Genomic DNA, 17,899 nt, shown 5'->3' with positions numbered 1-17,899 from the left:
ATTTAATTTAAGGAGAGAATTATGGGTAGTATGAGTATAAGTCATTGGTTGATTGTGTTGGCAATTATTGTTTTATTATTTGGTGCAAAGAAAATTCCAGAACTAGCAAAAGGCATGGGTAAAGGGATAAAAAGCTTCAAAAAAGAGATGGAAGATGATACGCCATTAGAGCAAATTCAAAAGAGCGAAGAGACAACTCAAGCCAAAAAAGATGAGTCTCAAAAGAGTGCCTAATGAGTGCTAAAGATACGCTAAAAAGCGAGATAAGCACCATTTTAGGGCGTGAAGTTATAGTAGAAAAACCAAAAGATAAGATGTTAGCTCACTATGCTACGCCACTTGCTTTTAGTCTAGCAAAAGAGTTAAGAAAGTCCCCAGTTGCTATAGCTGATGAGATGGCGAAAAAATTTAATTCGCCAAATTATGAGGTGAGTGCTGTAAATGGATATATAAATTTCAAATTAAGTGGCGAATTTTTAAATTCCCTAGCTGATAAGGCACTACAAAGTGGAGAAAAATTTGGCTCTAAAGAGATTAAAAATCCTAAAAGCATATTTTTAGAGTATATCAGTGCTAATCCTACTGGTCCATTGCATATAGGCCATGTGCGTGGTGCTGTTTATGGTGATACATTAGCTAGAGTGGCTAGACATATTGGTATGGGCGTGCATACTGAGTATTATATAAATGATGCTGGTAATCAAATAGACCTACTTGGTATCTCTATCTCTCTTAGGGCGCGTGAAATTTTGTTTAATGAAAGTGTAGAGTATCCGCCTAAGTATTATAGGGGAGATTATATTGATGAGTTAGCTAAGGAGGCTTATGAGAGATTTGGTAAGGATATTTTTGACTCCAGTCGCAACCTTGAATTAGCTGAATTTGCTAAGGATAGGGTACTTGAGATTATAAAAAAAGATCTAGCAGACGCTGGCATTACTATCGATAATTGGGCGAGTGAGAAATCTTATTATAGTGAGTTAGAGCCAACTCTTAAGCGTTTAGAAAAAAGCGGTGAAATATATAAAAAAGATGAAACAACCTATATCGCTTCTACTAAGCTTGGCGATGATAGTGATAGGGTTGTCGTGCGAAGTGATGGTCGCCCTACATATCTAGCTGGTGATATAATCTATCATAATATTAAATTTTCTAATGAATATGATACTTATATAAATATTTGGGGTGCTGACCATCACGGCTATATCGCTAGATTAAAGGCTGCTATACATTTTCTTGGTTATGATGAGAGTAAGCTTGAAGTGATTTTAATGCAGATGGTAAGCCTTTTAAAAGATGGTAAGCCTTTTAAAATGAGTAAGAGAGCCGGGACTTCTGTGCTGATGAGTGATATTTTAGCTGAGATTGGTAGTGATGCTTTGAGATTTATATTTATCTCTAAGGCTAACAGCTCAAGCCTTGAGTTTGATATTGATGAGTTAAAAAAGCAAGATAGCTCAAATCCAGTATTTTATATCAACTACGCCCACGCTAGAATAAATCAGATTTTTACAAAAGCGGGTAAAACCCCTGCAGATGTAGCTAATGTATCTTTAGCAAATTTAAGCGATGAGGGTAAAAATCTGCTATTTGAAGCACTGATTATGCCTGAAATTTTAGAAGATGCACTAAACCAAAGAAGTTTGCATAAAATCCCAGATTATCTAAAATCCCTTAGTGCGAGTTTTCATAAATTCTATAATGAAAATAGGGTTGTAGGTAGTCAAAATGAGAATGAGCTTTTAAAGCTATTTAGCGTTGTAGCGCTAAGCATCAAAGTGGCGTTAAATTTAATGGGGATAAAAGCTAAAGATATAATGGAAAATTAAGCAAATTTAAGCCAAATTAGATTAATTTCTATTTGGCTTAAGCTAGATTTACTTAGATTTTATATTTAGCTCTTTTAAGAACTCTTCGATATTGTATTTTGCTCTATAAGTCTCACTCATAAGGTGGATCATTATATCGCCTAGGTCTATTACGATCCAGTCATCGCTACTTTCTACACCTAAGAATTCCTCCCCAACTGGCTTTAGCTCACTTTTTAAATCATCAAGCAAGGCAAATCCGTGCCTTGGGGCTAAAGTGGTTGCCACAACTACAAATTTACTAAGATAATCCCTACCTTGCATATCTATAATTTCGATATTTTCAGCCTTTTTATCATCTAAGATTTTAACAACTCTATCTACTCTATTTTGCATTTTTATCCTTATAAAATTTTTTAACACTATCTAAAATAGTATTTGGAATTTGGTCAAAATCCAGCTTAGATTTAATCTTTGAAGATGAGATTTTAACATTTATATCCAGTTTTTGCAAATTTGGCTTAATTTCAATCCCATCTCTGCTAGCTACTACAAAGCTTACAATTTTATCAAGCTCATCAAATTTATGCCATTTATGCAGATTTTCTAGCTGGTCAGCACCGATTATTAGATAAATTTTATTAGCGTTTAATTTATCTTTAAAGTATTTAACGCTATCTATAGTATAAACTGCTTTGTTTTGACTAATTTCATAGTCGCTTACTACGATTTTGCTATCTAAATTTAGCCACAAATCCTTACACCACTCAAACCTTAGAAGCGGTGGCGCACTAAATTTACTCTTAAATGGGCTTAGAAATGTTGGAATAATAATAAGCTTATCAATATTTAAACTATTTAACGCTGATTTTACAATCATATCATGACCAAAATGCGGTGGGTCGAAACTTCCGCCAAAAATGGCTATATTCAATTTTTTTTAACCTTTTTTTTAGTAAAATAAGCCCTAATTATACCCAAAAAAGGATAAAAATGGCACTTAAAATAGCAATCAATGGCTTTGGAAGAATTGGCAGATGTGCTGCTAGGATTATACTTAATAACCCAGCAGAGTATGAATTATCTATTATTAACGACACTGCTGAGCGTAAAATGACAAGATACCTTCTCAAATATGACACCGTTCATGGCGAATTCGATCAAGATGTAGAAGTTTTAAATGATGATTATATCGCTGTTAATGGCAAAAAAATCAGAGTATATAGCACAAGAGATATAAATGATATGGATTTAAGTGGAATAGATGTAGTATTAGAGTGCACAGGTAAATTTCTAACAAAAGAGAAGTGTCAAGCCTACATCGCAAGAGGCGCTAAAAAAGTAGTTATGAGTGCTCCTGCTAAAGATGATACTCCAACATTTGTTTTAGGTGTAAATTTAGATAAATACGAAGGTCAAACCATCATATCAAATGCTAGTTGCACCACCAACTGCCTTGGTCCAGTAACTAGAGTATTAGAAGATCTTTATGGTATAAAAAAGGGCTTAATGACTACAATCCACGCCTACACAAATGGCCAAAGTCTAGTAGATGTAAAATGTAGAGATTTTAGACGCTCTAGAGCAGCAGCTGTAAATATGATCCCTACAAGCACAGGAGCGGCAAAGGCTATGAAGTTAGTAATGCCTAGCCTAGATGGCAAACTTCACGGACAAAGCGTTAGAGTTCCTGTACCAAATGTATCGATTGTGGATTTGACTGCTGTGCTTGAGAAAAATGTAACAAAAGATGAGCTAAATAGTGCATTTGTAGAGGCTAGTAAGGGTAGTTTAAAAGGCATTATGGCAGTAGATTTTGATGAGAGGGTTAGTGGAGATTTTATCACTTCTAGCTACTCAAGTATAGTCGCAGCTGACCTTACTCAAGTAATTTGCGGAGATATGATAAAGGTAATGGCGTGGTATGATAATGAGTGGGGCTATAGCAACCGCTTAGTAGAGATGGCTAAATTTATAAGTGAGAAGTGATATGAGTGAGATAATTTCTATAAAAGATATTGATTTTAAAAGTGGTAGCAAAGTTCTTGTAAGGTGTGATTTTAACACTCCTATGGATGAATTTAATAACATCACAGATGATAGAAGAATTCGCTCAGTTATCCCAACTATAAGATATATTTTAGACCAGGGTTGCTCTGTGATTTTAGCAAGTCATTTAGGACGCCCAAAAAATGGCTACGAAGAGAAATATTCACTTTTGCCAGTGGCTAAAAGACTTGGTAGATTGATGGATAGAGAGATTAAATTTGCTCATGATGTAATCGGTCATGATGCCAAAGAAAAGGTAGAAAAATTACAAGCTGGCGAGATATTATTATTAGAAAATTTACGCTTTGAAAAGGGCGAGACAAAAGATGACGCAAATTTAGCTAAATCTCTTAGCGAGTTAGCTGATTACTTTATTAATGATGCGTTTGGTGTGTGCCACAGAGCGCACTCTAGCGTGCATTCGATTACTAATTATTTTGATAACGAGCATAAAGCGGCTGGATTTTTGCTGATTAAAGAGATTGAATTTGGCCAAAATCTAATCCGCCATCCAAGTCGGCCATTTGTCGCAGTTACAGGCGGATCAAAGGTAAGTGGTAAGCTGCAAGCCCTAACTAATCTACTTCCACGCATTGATAAGCTCATCATCGGCGGCGGTATGGCATTTACATTTTTAAAGGCTTTGGGCGAGAATATCGGAAATTCACTTTTAGAAGAGGAGCTTGTAGAAGAAGCGGCAAATATCCTTAAAAAGGGTCGTGAACTAGGAGTTAAAATTTATTTGCCAGTTGATGTGGTGGCAGCTCAAAGCTTTAGCAATGATAGTGCGATCAAGTATGTCCCAGTCCAAGAAATTCCAAATGGCTGGATGGGGCTTGATATTGGGCCAGCTAGCGTGAAGCTATTTAAAGAAGCTATTGCTGATGCTCAAACCATATGGTGGAATGGGCCTATGGGGGTCTTTGAGATGGATAAATTTAGCAAAGGTAGTATAAAAATGAGCCACGCTATTGGCGAGAGCTTTGCAACCACAGTAGTAGGTGGTGGCGATACGGCTGATGTAGTCGAGAGAGCTGGAGATACTGATGAGATGACCTTTATCTCCACTGGTGGCGGAGCTAGTCTTGAGCTTATAGAGGGCAAGGAGCTGCCTGGAGTTAGAGTGCTTTTAAGAGAAGATGATCTATGATTTATGCTGCAAATTTAAAATGCAACTACACAAGAAGTGGTTTTTTGGAGTATGCAAGGGTATTAGATAGAAATATAAGCGATCAAAGCGTGATGGTATTTCCGCCTTCAAGTGCGTTTTTAGAAACTAAGTTTAAATTCACTCAAGGAGCGCAAAATTTCTACCCAGCTAAAAGTGGCTCATTTACCGGTGAAATCGGTAGCGATATGCTAGATGAGTTTGGTATCACTACCGTTTTAATAGGGCATAGCGAGAGAAGGGCTTTGGGGGAAGATGAGCCATTTTTAAAAGCAAAATTTGATTTTGCTAAGCAAAATGGCTGGGATATTATCTACTGCATTGGTGAAGATGATATAACTCATATGAATGGTAGCACAAAAGAATTTTTATGCGATCAGCTTGAAAATATCGATTTAGAATATGAAAATTTAGTAGTAGCTTATGAGCCTATTTGGGCTATTGGGACTGGCAAGAGTGCTAAGGCTGAGTTTATAGCTGAAATTTTGGATTTTATCTCTACTAAAACGACAGCGCCACTACTATATGGCGGTAGCGTAAATATCACAAATATAGATGATATCAAAGCTATAAAAAACTGCGATGGTGTTTTAATTGGGACTGCTAGCTGGGACGCTAATAAATTTTTAGAGATTATTAAAAAGGATTAATAATGATATTAGAAGGCAAAAAGGGATTGATAGTTGGTGTAGCAAATAAGATGAGTATAGCCTATGGTATCGCAAAAGCGTGTAAGGATCAGGGGGCGAATTTGGCATTTACATTTTTAAATGATGCTATTAAAAAGCGTGTTGAGCCTATCGCAGCTGAGCTTGAAAGCCCTTATCTATATGAGCTTGATGTAAATAATCAATCCCACCTTGATACTTTGGCTGATAAGATAAAATCTGATTTTGGTGAAATTGACTTTATCGTTCATGCTGTGGCTTACGCTCCTAAGGAGGCTTTAGAAGGTGAGTTTATAGATACTTCCAAAGAGGCCTTTGATGTGGCTATGAGTACTAGCGTGTATTCGCTTATTAGTCTTACTAGGGCTGTTTTACCGGTGCTAAAAGAGGGTGGTTCTATCTTGACTCTTAGCTATCTTGGTGGGGCTAAATTTGTGCCGCATTATAATGTAATGGGTGTAGCTAAAGCCGCTCTTGAGAGCTCAGTTCGCTACCTAGCTCATGACCTTGGAGCTAAAAATATTAGAGTAAATGCCATCTCAGCTGGTCCGATTAAAACCCTAGCAGCTAGTGGGATAGGCGACTTTAAGATGATTTTACACTGGAATGAATGCAACGCCCCATTAAAAAGAAATGTCAGCATAGATGATGTGGGTAAAAGTGGAATGTATCTTTTAAGCGACCTTGCTAGTGGCGTAACTGGCGAAATTCACTATGTAGATGCTGGGTATAATATAATGGGAATGGGCGATGTGGCAGTGAATGAAAACGGTGCTACCATTCTTGCGTGGGATAAGAAGTGAATTTGAAAATATTGAGTTAAATTTTTAAATTAGATTTGTATATAAATTTAAAACTAAGTTGGATATATTCTTTAAAGTAATAGTCTGAATTTGCTACTTTAAAGAATTGTAAAATAGTTAAATTTATTTAGAAATTATTAAGATTTTAAGCAATAAAGCCTGATTAGCAATGCATAAAAATAGGGGTGGATTTTATGGAGTATTATACATTAAATGGAAATTGGAAAGGCGGATGGGCGTTAGATTTGCACACTATAAGTAGTGAGCCTTTAGGGGGGGCGTTATAATACTACACATACAGAAATAGGTCGTATGATTTACGATTTAAAATACAATGATTCAATCTCTCTTGATGACAAGATAAAATTAGCTGAAAAATTAGCAACCATCGCTGTTGATTTTTTAAATAGTAAGATTATGGTTACTCCATATATATGGGTTATAGTACCAGCTCCAGCTTCAAAAGATAGAGAAATACAGCCGTTGTATTTGTTGGCTGATAGAGTGGCTTATTTGCTTAATAAAGCGATTGATTTTGACTATATTAAAAAAATAAAAAATACTGATGAATTAAAATCCATAGATGATCCAGATGAGAGCTAGAATTTTAAAAGATGCTTTTAGATGCGATAAGAGATATAAAAATAAAAAAATTTTGTTAATTGATGATTTGTTTAGAAGTGGTGCTACTTTAAACGAAATTACAAAAACACTTTATACACAAGGCGAAGTTGATAATGTGTATGTTTTATGCTTTACAAAAACTAGGAGCAAAAGATGAATAATGAAAAAGTTTTTATTTCTGGGTCAATATCTATAAAAAAATTACCCGATATAGCTAAAGAAACCTTAGATAAAATAATTTATAATAATTTTGAAATTTTGGTTGGAGATGCTGCTGGTATAGATACATTAATTCAAGAATATTGTAATAGAAAAAATTATGATAATATCACAGTATGCTACATAGGTGATGAACCAAGAAATTTGGTAGATCCAGATTTTAAAACAAAAAAAGTAAATATTCAAGAACAAGATAAAACAGAAATAGAAAAATTAACACGAAAAGATATAAAAATGACAGAATACTGCACTTATTCTTTTGTAATATGGGATGAAAAGAGTAGCGGCAGTTATGAAAATATAATGCGTGCATTAAACGCAAAAAAATTTGTCAAAGTATGTTTGACAAAATCTCAAAAGTATTGTAATTCAAAAGAAGATAATTTTAAAAATAATATTGAAAATATATACACCGAGAATACAGGAATTAAAAAAGAAAAATTTATTGAATTGCTTAGGCAATCAAATCCTGATAACCCAAATTTGAAAAATACTAAAAAATTTAATGAGTTTTTAGTAAAAAATAAAATAGTTAAAAAAGATGAAAATGACAAATATATCCCAGCAGATGAATACAAAAAATATTTTATTGAAAAACGATCCAAAGGAAAATTTGTTAGCTATAATTTTACAAATAAGTTATACGCAACTATAGAAGAACTTATCAAAAAGGATTTAACCCAAAACTTGTTTGATAATTTTTAAGGATTTCAAAGTTTCAAACCGAGTTGGTTTATGGTATAATTCGCAAGAATCAAATTTAACCTATTTTATGGGTATTTGGTAGCGGTAAAGGGGTTTAATTTCTCCACTTTTAAAAAATTGCTAAAATAGGCAAATTTGTGGAAAAATTTAGATAAATCCTACTTTGCAAATTATACTACAAACCAACTCTTTAGCGTTCACATAAAGGTATTAATAGACCTGGGCAACTGCACCCCAGGTATCTACTCTCTATCATCGCAATAGTTCTTAAATTCACACTGTATACACGCTGCTATACTAGCATTACTATGTGGAAAAATCTCTTGATCTATCATCTTTTTAATACTGTTTATAACCTTATCAAATTTGATTAAATCATCATTTGTAATATCAAATATTTTAAATTTAAGATTATTGCTACAAATCAACATTATTTTAGAAAACGGCTTATTAAGATACTTGCTAGCTAATATTGAGTATGCTATGAGCTGCATTTTGGCTCCAGTGCTTAATATGGGTTTATTTTGATTTTTATATTCTGCTACTATAATTTCATCTTCGCACTCTATTACTAAATCTGCTATACCACTCATAGATAAATCTTGTAGATATAAATTATTATATACTCTTATAATTGGTAGTTTAAATTTAAGAAATTTTCTACTTTTAAATAGCTCATTTTGTCTATTATGGTATTGTGTGCCTAGGCTGACATACTCTGGATATAGTGGCTTAATATCACAAAATGTATAAAAGTATAAAATTCTAGGACAAAATATAAATTGCCGGATATGACTTATTAAAATCATCTAAATAATCTCATATGATTTACTCTCAAAATACTCTTTACTATAACCTAAGGTATCATCTATATCTAAATTTACAGAAGTTATAATAGCCTTATCGCTCTTTGAGCAATGTCTATGTAAAAGTGCTTTAATAGCGATTTTATCAGCTTTGCTTAACTCGCCATAAAAGACTGATTTTTGCACAGGCAAAAGATTAAAATCCTTTAATCTCTCAAAAAGCTTGGTTCGGTTTTTATTATCTTCTATATCATAGCAGATTAAATATCGCATTTACCACCTAAATATATAAGATTTATACCTAGTATCGCCGCAAAAATATGCTGAAATTTTATAAATTTGACGCTGGATAATGCTCTCTAAGGTGAGCTTTTTATGGTTGTATATCAATTTTTTGTTTAGTGAATTTAATATATTTGATGCTACTAACTTTTTTATTTGCATATTAAATTCGCCTTTTAATAGTGAGCGAATTTTGATGATATTTCTATCGACTACAAAACTTCTATACTCCTCCATAATATCCAGCGCTAAAGATGGTTTAGAGCTTCGCATAGTGTGTAAAACCCCAAAATATGGATTTAATCCAGCATTTATTATACTCTTATAAACTATATTTAGCAGTATGGCATAGCCGTAATTTAGCGCTTGATTTGTGATTTCTGTGCTTTCTTTTTTAGTGCGATGCTCAAAGCTATCAGGCAAAAATGAGTTAAGCTTAAGAAAATCAAAATATCTACTAGCGGCATTTGCTTCTATGGTGAAAATTTCATTTATATCTTTTATTTGTAAGTTTCTTAGCATATTGATCGCCTTATCCAAGCTTTGAATAGTTATATCTTTTGACCTAAATTCTTGATTTCTAGAAAAATATAAAATAGTCGAGCGTTGATTTTTAATCTTACCAATTATTAATTCTTTGGCTAAACTTAACCCCTTGGCATTTTCTTTAGAGGCAAATTGTTGCTTTAAGATATTTACCCCTTTGTGCTCATATAGAGCATGTGTAGCGCTAAATGTGTTGAAATTTTGAAAAAATATCTTTATTCCACGCATACTACAAGCAAAAATCAAATCGCTAGAAATAGTTATGCCATTTGAATTTATAGATATAGTTTTTAATGTTTTAAGGGCTATCTCTTTTATAATCTCTTTGTTTTGATATATTATAATTCTTTGAGATTTTAATCCTAAAAATAGCCCAAAACTATTAAGAACTAGATGTTTCATCGATTAAATTATCTATCATTATTTTTTTATTCATAGCCGATGTTTGTTTTACACAGTATGCGATTATTAGACTATCTTTTGTATCTTTAATTATAGTTATTTTCTTATCTCTTGGCTCTCCTAGTAGCTCTTTAAATTCACCATTTAAATATTTATCTATAAACTCATCACGACTAGTTTGGTCAAGTAAATTATAATCTCCAATTTGGCTTTTATCAAATTCAACCTCTATATCGTGTCTATTAGCTTGAGAGATTATAAACTCAAGTTTTGTGATGGCTGATGGGAGATTTTTAGTTATTGGAAGTTTATAAATTTGCTTTATATTTTTAGATTTTAATTTAATTATATTTATAATATCTGCTATTTTACAAGGCAGTATATTTTTGCTAAAAAATGGAATTTTGATTATATTTTTATTATCTAAATCTATATATGTTTTAGTAGCTATATCTGAATTGCTAAGTCCAGCATATCCTCCATTTTGCCTTATGATATAGTTAGGACTTTTAATTGCTTTTATAGGCAAAGAGTAGATTATACGAGATCTGTTTCTACTTCTTTTGGCTTGTTTGGTATAAAAACACTCTTTAAACAGCTCTTTTATCTCTTGATGTTTTAATATGTTTTTACCATCTTTTATCTCTATAATCTTGCTTTCATTAGCTTGTAAGATATGGTAGAATTTATCAATATTTTTTGTTTTTATTTTTTCATCTGGTGCTTTTAATTCATTTTTATTATTAAAAAACATACTACTTTTATCTTCGTTTTTTATAGCAAATATATCTTTTCGTATATAAAAAGATAGATGATTATCTAGAAATTTGAGTTTATTTAATAATTTAATATCGCCATCATTAAAGGCTTTAAATAATAAATCAAAAACTTTATGTGTGCTTATATAAAATTTACCTGATTTAAAATCATTAGTTATAGCAACCTTTTTGCCATTTTCTTTAGTATGCAAAAGCCCAAGATCAAGCAAGATATTAAATTCTTTATCTTTTAATATATTAGTATTTTCATAAACTAGCGAATACACACCATCATCAAATAGCTGTTTACGAGCTATTTTATTAGAGTTTAATTCTAGATATTTTTTACTTTGCATAGTTATTTTATTGCTATACTCTGGCCTAATATGATTATAATCATACTTAAATTCACGCTGACCTTTTGAGTTATTTATAAGTTTGCTATTAGCGTAATAAAATACTATACTAGCATCAATGCAGTGGCTATGACTATCTTGAATTTTGGCTTTTTGTAGCTCTTTATCTTCTTTGCTTAATTCATTTCTGATTGCACTTACTAGTTCTGCATTGATGAAATTAACGCTAAATTCGATATCTTGATTCGATTTATTTAGCTTATCTTTTATCTTTTGTATTAATATATTTACAAATCTCTTTTGAGTTCCATTAGAATGCGTTTTTATCCTATCTAATTTTAAAATTTCAAGTGCTTTATTAAAACTATTTGAACCCTTGTAAAATAGAGCATGTCTAAGGGCAATTTGCTCAAAGCTATTAAGATTATCGTAATTTGTAAATTTATTTATATCTATATTTTTTATCTTATCATCTATAAAATGCTTAAACTCATCAAGATTTTTAATTTTTATAATTTTATAGATTGACTCTAGGTAATCTTGATGTAAATTTTCTAAGGTGTAGTTTTGATTGCCTTTTTGTAAGTTGGCTGTAGAGCTACTACAAATAAGATTTGCCTTAGAGTTGTATAGTGCCTTTGATCGTGGTAAAATATGGTCATATTCACAATTAGTAAGATCTATCTTTTGACCTGAATATGGACATATTAGATCCTTTGGTTTTTGGCGTTTGCTTATTAATTTTAAATCATAAGCGTTATTTTCAAAGCTAAATTTATTCATCTCTACATTAATATTTATACGCTTAATATCTTTTAAGCTTTCAGTCTCTATCGCAGTGCTAATCTCGTAAGCTAAGCGATTTAGATACATCTCAATTTTGCCATTTATAAGCCTAGCTGAATTAGATGGCAAACGGGTACAAATAGCCGTTTTTAAGCCAGAGCGAATTAAATTTTCTAGTGTATGACATTTGCAAGTTTTTAAAAAACCACGATTTTTTTTCATCATATATTATCTCGCCTAATTGACTTAAATAATTTATATTTGTGTTTAGATTATTTTGATCGAGCGGAGTTTTAAACTCAAAAATTTGATTATGATTGCTTATATTTTGGATAACTTTTGGGTATAATTCTAAAATGGATTTTATATCTTTATCGCCGATTTCATCGCTATTTAGCTTATGATAAAAGCCATTTTGATAGCTCTTTTTTAATTGACTTAAATCTTCAAAAAATCCTTTATAACTCTTATTTCCCTTAATCTTATTTTTTAGCATAAATTTTTCTAAATTCGCCAAATCATCATTAGTAATATGCCTACCAAAAAGTGCCGAAACTAACTCACTCTTATTTCCATTTTTATGAGGTGTATTTTTACCACATGGGATTAGTAAATTAGCAGATATTATCCCCTTTTTAGCATTATCTACTTCATCATAATACCGCTTAGCAAAATCTTTAAATTCCCTTAATTCATCGCTATTTAGCCTAAATGTATCAGCAAAGATTTTTGGATTATTATCAAGAGTTCTTGGATATAGACTTGTATCCATTAGACTATCTTTTGATACATCTAATATTCTTTGGAGATATTTGGCTATATCGCAATCTTTTATAACGCTTGCTATCTGGCCATTTTCATCTCGCAATATATGCACAAAATCATCGCTTTTTAAAATTTTATAAGTAGCACTAAGCAAATTAGCAGTGATTTTATCGCTATTTATTTGTAGCGTATTACACTTTTGTGGATTTTTGTTTTTACGATTTTCATATGGTGGAATAGTGATTATAGGGTCAATGCTCTTTAGATACTCTAATGCAGATTTTTGATTTAGAGTATTTAGCATTTTTTCTTTATCGCTCTTTTTATCTATATACTCCATATAGTTTATATTTCTTATTAAATTTATCTTAAGTTTTTCATCATCAAATTCAGCATTAAATTTAGAATTAAAATATCTTCGCAAAACTCTAGTTTGCAAATTTGAGATATTTCCTACAAAATTATAAAATTCATTTAAATTATCAAATTTATCGCTTTTTTGAGTTATAAATTCGCATTTATTATTGATTATATCCTTAATATCTTTTAGATAGCTAGTGCGGTGTTTATTATTTTTAGAAATTTCATTGCGGATACTTTGAATTAAGCTAAATATACTCTTACTAGCCTTGAATGCATTTTTATTGCTCTTATCTATGCTATTTAGAATACAGCTTTGAGTATCTAATATCTCTAAAATTTCGCTATTTGAGTGATCTACAACCACCTCGTTTAATATTTTTTCAAATTCATCCTTGCTCTTACTGGCCCCAAATATATATCCATCTAATTTACTTAAAAATTCCGCCACTTCATCATCTAAATTCTCATCAAATTCAATATTATGATAATTAAAGCCACGATTTTTAAAAAGCCCATAAATCATCTCTATTTGCTCTTTATTTAGCATTTCAATAGGTAAAATCTCGCCAATAAGCCTAAGAATAAATCTATCCCTATCATAACTGCGCCTAGTATGGCGGCGCGCTGTTCTATCGCTTTTAGAAAATTGTAATTGTTTATCAAAATATAGATTAAATGCTTTTTTATAAAGTATAGAATCTTCATCGGTATTTACTATAAATACGCCGTTATTTGCTGCTCCCATATCCACATTTATAGATAATTCACGCATTTAAAACCTTTAAAAATACTTATGATACTTTAAATAAATTTAGTCTAAAAGCTCATAAATTTGATAAACTACCTGGGGTGCCAAAGGCAGTTGCCCAGGTCTATTAATACCTTTAGGTGATTTCAAACGCTAAAGAGTTGATTTGTAGTATAATTTGCAAATAGAATTATATCTAAATTTTTCCACAAATTTGCCTATTTTAGCAATTTTTTTAAAAGTGGAAAAATTTAAACCCCTTTACCGCTACCAAATACCCATAAAATGGGTTAAATTTGGAACTGTTGCAAATTATACCATAAACCAACTCGGTTTGAAACATGAATTCGCAGTATATAAAGCGTAAGCACTATAGGTTGCAAATTATACCATAAACCAACTCGGTTTGAAACTCGAGTTACCAAAACAAGGGATAATTCCTAATTTAGTTGCAAATTATACCATAAACCAACTCGGTTTGAAACAAACAGAATATTAAAACACTTAAGCCGATTAAATCAGTTGCAAATTATACCATAAACCAACTCGGTTTGAAACAAAATCAAGCCGAATATTAAAACGCTTAAGCCGATGTTGCAAATTATACCATAAACCAACTCGGTTTGAAACTCAATTGAGCTACTAGACACTAAGCCATTTTGAGGTTGCAAATTATACCATAAACCAACTCGGTTTGAAACATTAAAATGAACCATCAATGGGTAGGAGATGAAAGTTGCAAATTATACCATAAACCAACTCGGTTTGAAACATCGGTATATTTAGAGCTTTCAAAAAAGCCCACCTTAGTTGCAAATTATACCATAAACCAACTCGGTTTGAAACATGCTGCTTGATAATCCGCATTCTAAAGCAATTAGTTGCAAATTATACCATAAACCAACTCGGTTTGAAACTAAAACGGCTGATGGCGGTAGTGTATTATCAAGTAATAGTTGCAAATTATACCATAAACCAACCCACAACCCTAAAGAGCCATCGTAAATATCTATAAATACCTATAAATTTAGGCTATTTTAGCCACCGCCGACAAACTCTACAATCTCGATTTTCATTCCATCTTTGATTATAAATTCGCTCCAAGCACTCCTTGGGACTATTTGCATATCTACTTCAACAGCGACTCTGCTCTCTTCATAGCCTTGTAGTTTTATAAGCTTAGCAAGATTAGAGCCATCATCAATGCTAATTAAATTTGAGTTAAGCCAAATTTGGATCATTTCTCATCCAATCCGCAATACGCTCTATACTCCTCATAAGTCCCTTTGAAATCCACTATCTCTGCGTTGCCTTTTAGGTGTAAAATTCTATTAGCAAAGGCATCTATAAGCTCTCTATCGTGGCTTACGCAGATACAGCTACCGCTAAAATTATAAAGCGCCTCACCCAAAGCGATGATAGCTTCGAGATCAAGATGGTTGTTTGGCTCATCTAATATTAATAAATTTGCTTTTTGTAGCATCAGCTTTGATAGCATTAAGCGGTGCTTTTCCCCGCCACTTAGACTGCCTACTTCCTTTTCTTGCTCGGTGCCACTAAATAGCATTCTACCTAGACATTTGCGTATCTCATCTAGATCTTTATTTTTGGAGTCTTGGAGCCATTCGTATAATTTTAGGTTTCCTGTGATTTTACTTGAGCTATCTTGAGCAAAATAGCCCAGCTCTATGGTAGCACCGATATGGACATTACCGCTATTTGCTTCTAGTTGGCCCATTATGATTTTACATAAGGTGGATTTGCCTACGCCATTTGTGCCGATGATAGCGACCTTATCCCCCTTATTCATTTTAAAATTAAAATTATCTAAAATCACATTTTTATCAAATTTTTTGCTTACTGAGATTAGCTCGATTAGCTCATTGCCTATATCACGATTGGTTCGAAATAAAATACTAGGATCACGGCGACTAGATGTTTTGATCTCATTAATTTGGAGCTTCTCAAGCTGTTTGGCTCTACTTGTGGCTTGCTTTGCTTTGCTTGCATTTGCACTAAATCTAGCTATGAATTTCTCTAGCTCTTCACGCTCTTTTAGCTTTTTATCACGCTCCATCTGGGCTTGTTTAGCTACTAAATTTGCTGCGATATACCAGTCATCATAGTTACCGCTAAATTCCCTAATTTGCCTAAAATCCACATCTAAAATATGTGTACAAACCCTATTTAAAAAGTGTCTATCGTGGCTGATGACAACTAGTGTGCCTTCGTGGTTGATTAACTCTCTTTCTAGCCAAGCTATAGCATCTATATCAAGGTTGTTTGTAGGCTCATCAAGAAATAAAATATCAGGTCTAGGAAATAGCACTTGAGCTAATAATACCTTAACTTTATCGCTACTTTCGATTTGGCTCATTAGCTTATCATACTCATGCAATCCAAGGGAGCTTAAAATTTTTTCTATTCTAGTTTCATACTCATAGGTTGGGTCTTCTTCAGCACTGATAATCTCAAGTTCGCTAAGGCGTTCATTGATCTCATCTGTGAATTCTTCGCTTAAATAGAGCTTCTCTTTCTCTTTTATCGCATCATATAATCTCTTATTTCCCCATAAAACAGCGTCTTTTAAGGTGAAATCTTCAAAAGCAAATTGATCTTGACCTAAGACGCCAATTTTTTTATTAGATTCTATGATTATCTCGCCACTAGTGTGTTCGATTTGACCGCTTAAAATCTTTAAAAATGTAGATTTTCCAGCGCCATTAGCTCCGATTAGACCATATCTGTTGTGCGAATTTAGCTTTAAATTCACATCTTCAAAGAGCAGTTGTGAGCCAAAACGATGAGTTAAGCCCTTGATTTCAACCATTTTGCCCCCTTAGTGTAGATCGGAATTTAATTTAATAGCTCTTTTGCTAATATTAGCCGTGATTTGACCTGTTTGGCTATTTTGGCGGTAGTGAATTCCATTAAGATTAGCTAGTTCAAGTGCTTTATAAATATCTTTATCAAACTCAAATTCAGGATTTACCTTTTTAAGGGCTTCTTTATCATTTATATAGACTTTTGTGCCTTCTAAAATAGCTATTCCAGCATCTACTATACAATCATCACCAAGTGGCACACCTGTTACTGAGTTAGCACCTAATAGACATCTTTTTCCTATGCTAATTGGATTGCCATTTGTCCCACTTAATACGCCTAAAATACTAGCTCCACCGCCTATATCGCTTCCATCGCCTACTTTAACCGAGCTTGATATCCTGCCTTCTACCATTACCGCACCAGTGGTTCCGGAGTTGAAATTGACATAAGACGCACCAGGCATTATGGTAGTACCAGGAGCTAAAACTGCTCCCATTCTAACTTTTGAGCTATCTAGTATTCTAGTGTTGTCGCTTGGAATTATGTGGTTTAGATAGCGTGGGAATTTATCTACGCTAATGATATTTGGATACCAGCCTTTCATTTTAAGCCAAATTTCATTCTCTCTTAAATGGTCTAATTCATGCGGATTTCCATCGCTATCCCAAGCTAAATTTGGTAATAACCCAAAGGCTCCATTTAGATTTAAACTTCTAATTTCAGCTTTATTTAATGATAGAAGATATAGTTTTAAATAGACAGCTTCAACGCTCTTAGGCGCTTCATCGCTATATAAAAATGTAACTACAAACTCAGCATCATTGTCCATTTCGCCATCATTTAAAATCTCATCTATAACTAGTAGATTTTGGATATTTTTATGCTTATCGCCTTCACACTCATTAATTAAAAAATCAAAAATACCCAGAGCATCTGCTATAATAGCTGAGCTAATTGGCGCTACAAATTCGCTTGTGCTATTATCGATTTTTATCCCATTTTTCTCAATTGCCCAGCTCAATATAGCCGCACTTGCGTAGTTTTCATTCATATTTACAACTGCGTAATTTACGCTAATTGTCTTGCCAGATTTACCTTTAATGCTTCTACCAATTGCAAATGCCATTGGGTCTTTATACCCAGCTTTGGAGCGAATCTCACCTGTAAATTTTTTTAATTCATCTAAATTTTTGATACTCATTTTTTTCCTTTATTTT

Annotated in this window: 19 protein-coding genes and 1 CRISPR repeat array; of the genes, 9 read left to right on the top strand and 10 right to left on the bottom strand. The window is 32.7% G+C overall.

What is annotated here, in order from left to right:
• Positions 1–21 precede the first annotated feature (21 nt).
• Together tatA and argS are read left to right on the top strand one after the other, a co-directional pair.
• Positions 22–234 (top strand): twin-arginine translocase TatA/TatE family subunit, encoded by a 213-nt coding sequence (tatA, locus tag CSUIS19073_RS03250; RefSeq protein ID WP_086237765.1) that lies wholly within the window; start codon positions 22–24, stop codon positions 232–234.
• Positions 234–1,829, top strand: a complete 1,596-nt coding sequence (gene argS, locus CSUIS19073_RS03245) for an arginine--tRNA ligase (protein ID WP_086237764.1) — start codon at positions 234–236, stop codon at positions 1,827–1,829. Before tatA ends, argS begins: the two co-directional genes overlap by 1 nt.
• Positions 1,830–1,877: 48 nt before the next feature.
• Here argS and rsfS read toward each other — a convergent pair whose 3' ends face one another.
• Positions 1,878–2,204: a ribosome silencing factor gene (gene rsfS, locus CSUIS19073_RS03240; RefSeq protein WP_086242212.1), complete on the bottom strand. Its 327-nt coding sequence runs from the start codon at positions 2,202–2,204 to the stop codon at positions 1,878–1,880.
• A complete protein-coding gene (nadD, locus tag CSUIS19073_RS03235) occupies positions 2,194–2,742 on the bottom strand; it encodes a nicotinate (nicotinamide) nucleotide adenylyltransferase (RefSeq protein WP_086242211.1) in 549 nt (182 codons plus the stop codon). The genes rsfS and nadD overlap by 11 nt, the downstream gene beginning before the upstream one ends.
• A gap of 59 nt (positions 2,743–2,801) precedes the next feature.
• Here nadD and gap point away from each other — a divergent pair, with 59 nt between their 5' ends.
• From gap to CSUIS19073_RS03200, 7 genes are all read left to right on the top strand, one after another.
• On the top strand, positions 2,802–3,797 hold the full coding sequence (gap, locus tag CSUIS19073_RS03230; RefSeq protein WP_086242210.1) for a type I glyceraldehyde-3-phosphate dehydrogenase: 996 nt from the start codon (positions 2,802–2,804) through the stop codon (positions 3,795–3,797).
• Between the two features lies 1 nt (position 3,798).
• Positions 3,799–5,007, top strand: coding sequence for a phosphoglycerate kinase (locus tag CSUIS19073_RS03225; protein ID WP_086242209.1), 1,209 nt, complete (start codon positions 3,799–3,801; stop codon positions 5,005–5,007).
• Positions 5,004–5,675, top strand: a complete 672-nt coding sequence (locus CSUIS19073_RS03220) for a triose-phosphate isomerase (RefSeq protein WP_086242208.1) — start codon at positions 5,004–5,006, stop codon at positions 5,673–5,675. The genes CSUIS19073_RS03225 and CSUIS19073_RS03220 overlap by 4 nt, the downstream gene beginning before the upstream one ends.
• 2 nt (positions 5,676–5,677) lie before the next feature.
• The gene (fabI, locus tag CSUIS19073_RS03215) at positions 5,678–6,496 is read left to right on the top strand and encodes an enoyl-ACP reductase FabI (protein WP_086237758.1); all 819 of its coding nucleotides are present in this window, start codon (positions 5,678–5,680) and stop codon (positions 6,494–6,496) included.
• Positions 6,497–6,808: 312 nt separating this feature from the next.
• Entirely contained in the window at positions 6,809–7,099 is a 291-nt protein-coding gene (locus CSUIS19073_RS03210) for a hypothetical protein (RefSeq protein WP_086242207.1), read from the top strand.
• The gene (locus tag CSUIS19073_RS03205) at positions 7,089–7,277 is read left to right on the top strand and encodes a ComF family protein (protein WP_086237756.1); all 189 of its coding nucleotides are present in this window, start codon (positions 7,089–7,091) and stop codon (positions 7,275–7,277) included. The genes CSUIS19073_RS03210 and CSUIS19073_RS03205 overlap by 11 nt, the downstream gene beginning before the upstream one ends.
• Positions 7,274–8,044 carry a hypothetical protein gene (locus tag CSUIS19073_RS03200; protein ID WP_086242206.1) on the top strand — a complete coding sequence of 257 codons (771 nt, stop codon included), beginning with the start codon at positions 7,274–7,276 and terminating at the stop codon, positions 8,042–8,044. Before CSUIS19073_RS03205 ends, CSUIS19073_RS03200 begins: the two co-directional genes overlap by 4 nt.
• Positions 8,045–8,286: 242 nt before the next feature.
• Here the strand turns inward: CSUIS19073_RS03200 and cas4 are convergent, their stop codons facing one another.
• The 8 genes from cas4 to CSUIS19073_RS03160 form a co-directional block, all read right to left on the bottom strand.
• On the bottom strand, positions 8,287–8,853 hold the full coding sequence (cas4, locus tag CSUIS19073_RS03195; protein ID WP_086237754.1) for a CRISPR-associated protein Cas4: 567 nt from the start codon (positions 8,851–8,853) through the stop codon (positions 8,287–8,289).
• Complete coding sequence (gene cas2 / locus CSUIS19073_RS03190; protein ID WP_086237753.1) at positions 8,854–9,123, bottom strand: CRISPR-associated endonuclease Cas2; 270 nt, start codon at positions 9,121–9,123, stop codon at positions 8,854–8,856.
• The gene (gene cas1, locus CSUIS19073_RS03185) at positions 9,124–10,080 is read right to left on the bottom strand and encodes a CRISPR-associated endonuclease Cas1 (protein ID WP_086237752.1); all 957 of its coding nucleotides are present in this window, start codon (positions 10,078–10,080) and stop codon (positions 9,124–9,126) included. It abuts the gene before it with no gap.
• Positions 10,061–12,205: an HNH endonuclease domain-containing protein gene (locus tag CSUIS19073_RS03180; protein WP_086242205.1), complete on the bottom strand. Its 2,145-nt coding sequence runs from the start codon at positions 12,203–12,205 to the stop codon at positions 10,061–10,063. The genes cas1 and CSUIS19073_RS03180 overlap by 20 nt, the downstream gene beginning before the upstream one ends.
• Positions 12,099–13,880: a hypothetical protein gene (locus tag CSUIS19073_RS03175; RefSeq protein WP_086242204.1), complete on the bottom strand. Its 1,782-nt coding sequence runs from the start codon at positions 13,878–13,880 to the stop codon at positions 12,099–12,101. The genes CSUIS19073_RS03180 and CSUIS19073_RS03175 overlap by 107 nt, the downstream gene beginning before the upstream one ends.
• A gap of 280 nt (positions 13,881–14,160) precedes the next feature.
• Positions 14,161–14,773: a CRISPR direct-repeat array (repeat unit 37 nt; unit sequence GTTGCAAATTATACCATAAACCAACTCGGTTTGAAAC).
• Between the two features lie 120 nt (positions 14,774–14,893).
• Positions 14,894–15,097 (bottom strand): sulfur carrier protein ThiS, encoded by a 204-nt coding sequence (gene thiS, locus CSUIS19073_RS03170; protein WP_086237750.1) that lies wholly within the window; start codon positions 15,095–15,097, stop codon positions 14,894–14,896.
• Positions 15,094–16,686, bottom strand: a complete 1,593-nt coding sequence (locus CSUIS19073_RS03165) for an ABC-F family ATP-binding cassette domain-containing protein (protein WP_086237749.1) — start codon at positions 16,684–16,686, stop codon at positions 15,094–15,096. The genes thiS and CSUIS19073_RS03165 overlap by 4 nt, the downstream gene beginning before the upstream one ends.
• 9 nt (positions 16,687–16,695) lie before the next feature.
• A complete protein-coding gene (locus CSUIS19073_RS03160; protein WP_086237748.1) occupies positions 16,696–17,883 on the bottom strand; it encodes a 2,3,4,5-tetrahydropyridine-2,6-carboxylate N-succinyltransferase in 1,188 nt (395 codons plus the stop codon).
• Positions 17,884–17,899: the final 16 nt, after the last annotated feature.

This window comes from Campylobacter sp. RM19073 (genome assembly GCF_024723495.1).
Taxonomy (GTDB): Bacteria; Campylobacterota; Campylobacteria; order Campylobacterales; family Campylobacteraceae; genus Campylobacter; species Campylobacter porcelli.
The sequence above is the reverse complement of the archived record's forward strand: the minus strand, read 5'-3'. Positions and strand labels throughout refer to the sequence as shown.

Excerpts from the sequence above, each read along its gene's own strand:
- CSUIS19073_RS03200 (WP_086242206.1), top strand. The coding sequence starts at position 7,274 with ATGAATAATGAAAAAGTTTTTATTTCTGGGTCAATATCTATAAAAAAA.
- thiS (WP_086237750.1), bottom strand. The coding sequence starts at position 15,097 with ATGATCCAAATTTGGCTTAACTCAAATTTAATTAGCATTGATGATGGC.
- cas2 (WP_086237753.1), bottom strand. The coding sequence starts at position 9,123 with ATGCGATATTTAATCTGCTATGATATAGAAGATAATAAAAACCGAACC.
- CSUIS19073_RS03205 (WP_086237756.1), top strand. The coding sequence starts at position 7,089 with ATGAGAGCTAGAATTTTAAAAGATGCTTTTAGATGCGATAAGAGATAT.
- CSUIS19073_RS03165 (WP_086237749.1), bottom strand. The coding sequence starts at position 16,686 with ATGGTTGAAATCAAGGGCTTAACTCATCGTTTTGGCTCACAACTGCTC.
- CSUIS19073_RS03210 (WP_086242207.1), top strand. The coding sequence starts at position 6,809 with ATGATTTACGATTTAAAATACAATGATTCAATCTCTCTTGATGACAAG.
- CSUIS19073_RS03160 (WP_086237748.1), bottom strand. The coding sequence starts at position 17,883 with ATGAGTATCAAAAATTTAGATGAATTAAAAAAATTTACAGGTGAGATT.
- tatA (WP_086237765.1), top strand. The coding sequence starts at position 22 with ATGGGTAGTATGAGTATAAGTCATTGGTTGATTGTGTTGGCAATTATT.
- cas1 (WP_086237752.1), bottom strand. The coding sequence starts at position 10,080 with ATGAAACATCTAGTTCTTAATAGTTTTGGGCTATTTTTAGGATTAAAA.
- CSUIS19073_RS03225 (WP_086242209.1), top strand. The coding sequence starts at position 3,799 with ATGAGTGAGATAATTTCTATAAAAGATATTGATTTTAAAAGTGGTAGC.
- cas4 (WP_086237754.1), bottom strand. The coding sequence starts at position 8,853 with ATGATTTTAATAAGTCATATCCGGCAATTTATATTTTGTCCTAGAATT.
- fabI (WP_086237758.1), top strand. The coding sequence starts at position 5,678 with ATGATATTAGAAGGCAAAAAGGGATTGATAGTTGGTGTAGCAAATAAG.
- rsfS (WP_086242212.1), bottom strand. The coding sequence starts at position 2,204 with ATGCAAAATAGAGTAGATAGAGTTGTTAAAATCTTAGATGATAAAAAG.
- CSUIS19073_RS03220 (WP_086242208.1), top strand. The coding sequence starts at position 5,004 with ATGATTTATGCTGCAAATTTAAAATGCAACTACACAAGAAGTGGTTTT.
- CSUIS19073_RS03175 (WP_086242204.1), bottom strand. The coding sequence starts at position 13,880 with ATGCGTGAATTATCTATAAATGTGGATATGGGAGCAGCAAATAACGGC.
- CSUIS19073_RS03180 (WP_086242205.1), bottom strand. The coding sequence starts at position 12,205 with ATGATGAAAAAAAATCGTGGTTTTTTAAAAACTTGCAAATGTCATACA.
- gap (WP_086242210.1), top strand. The coding sequence starts at position 2,802 with ATGGCACTTAAAATAGCAATCAATGGCTTTGGAAGAATTGGCAGATGT.
- argS (WP_086237764.1), top strand. The coding sequence starts at position 234 with ATGAGTGCTAAAGATACGCTAAAAAGCGAGATAAGCACCATTTTAGGG.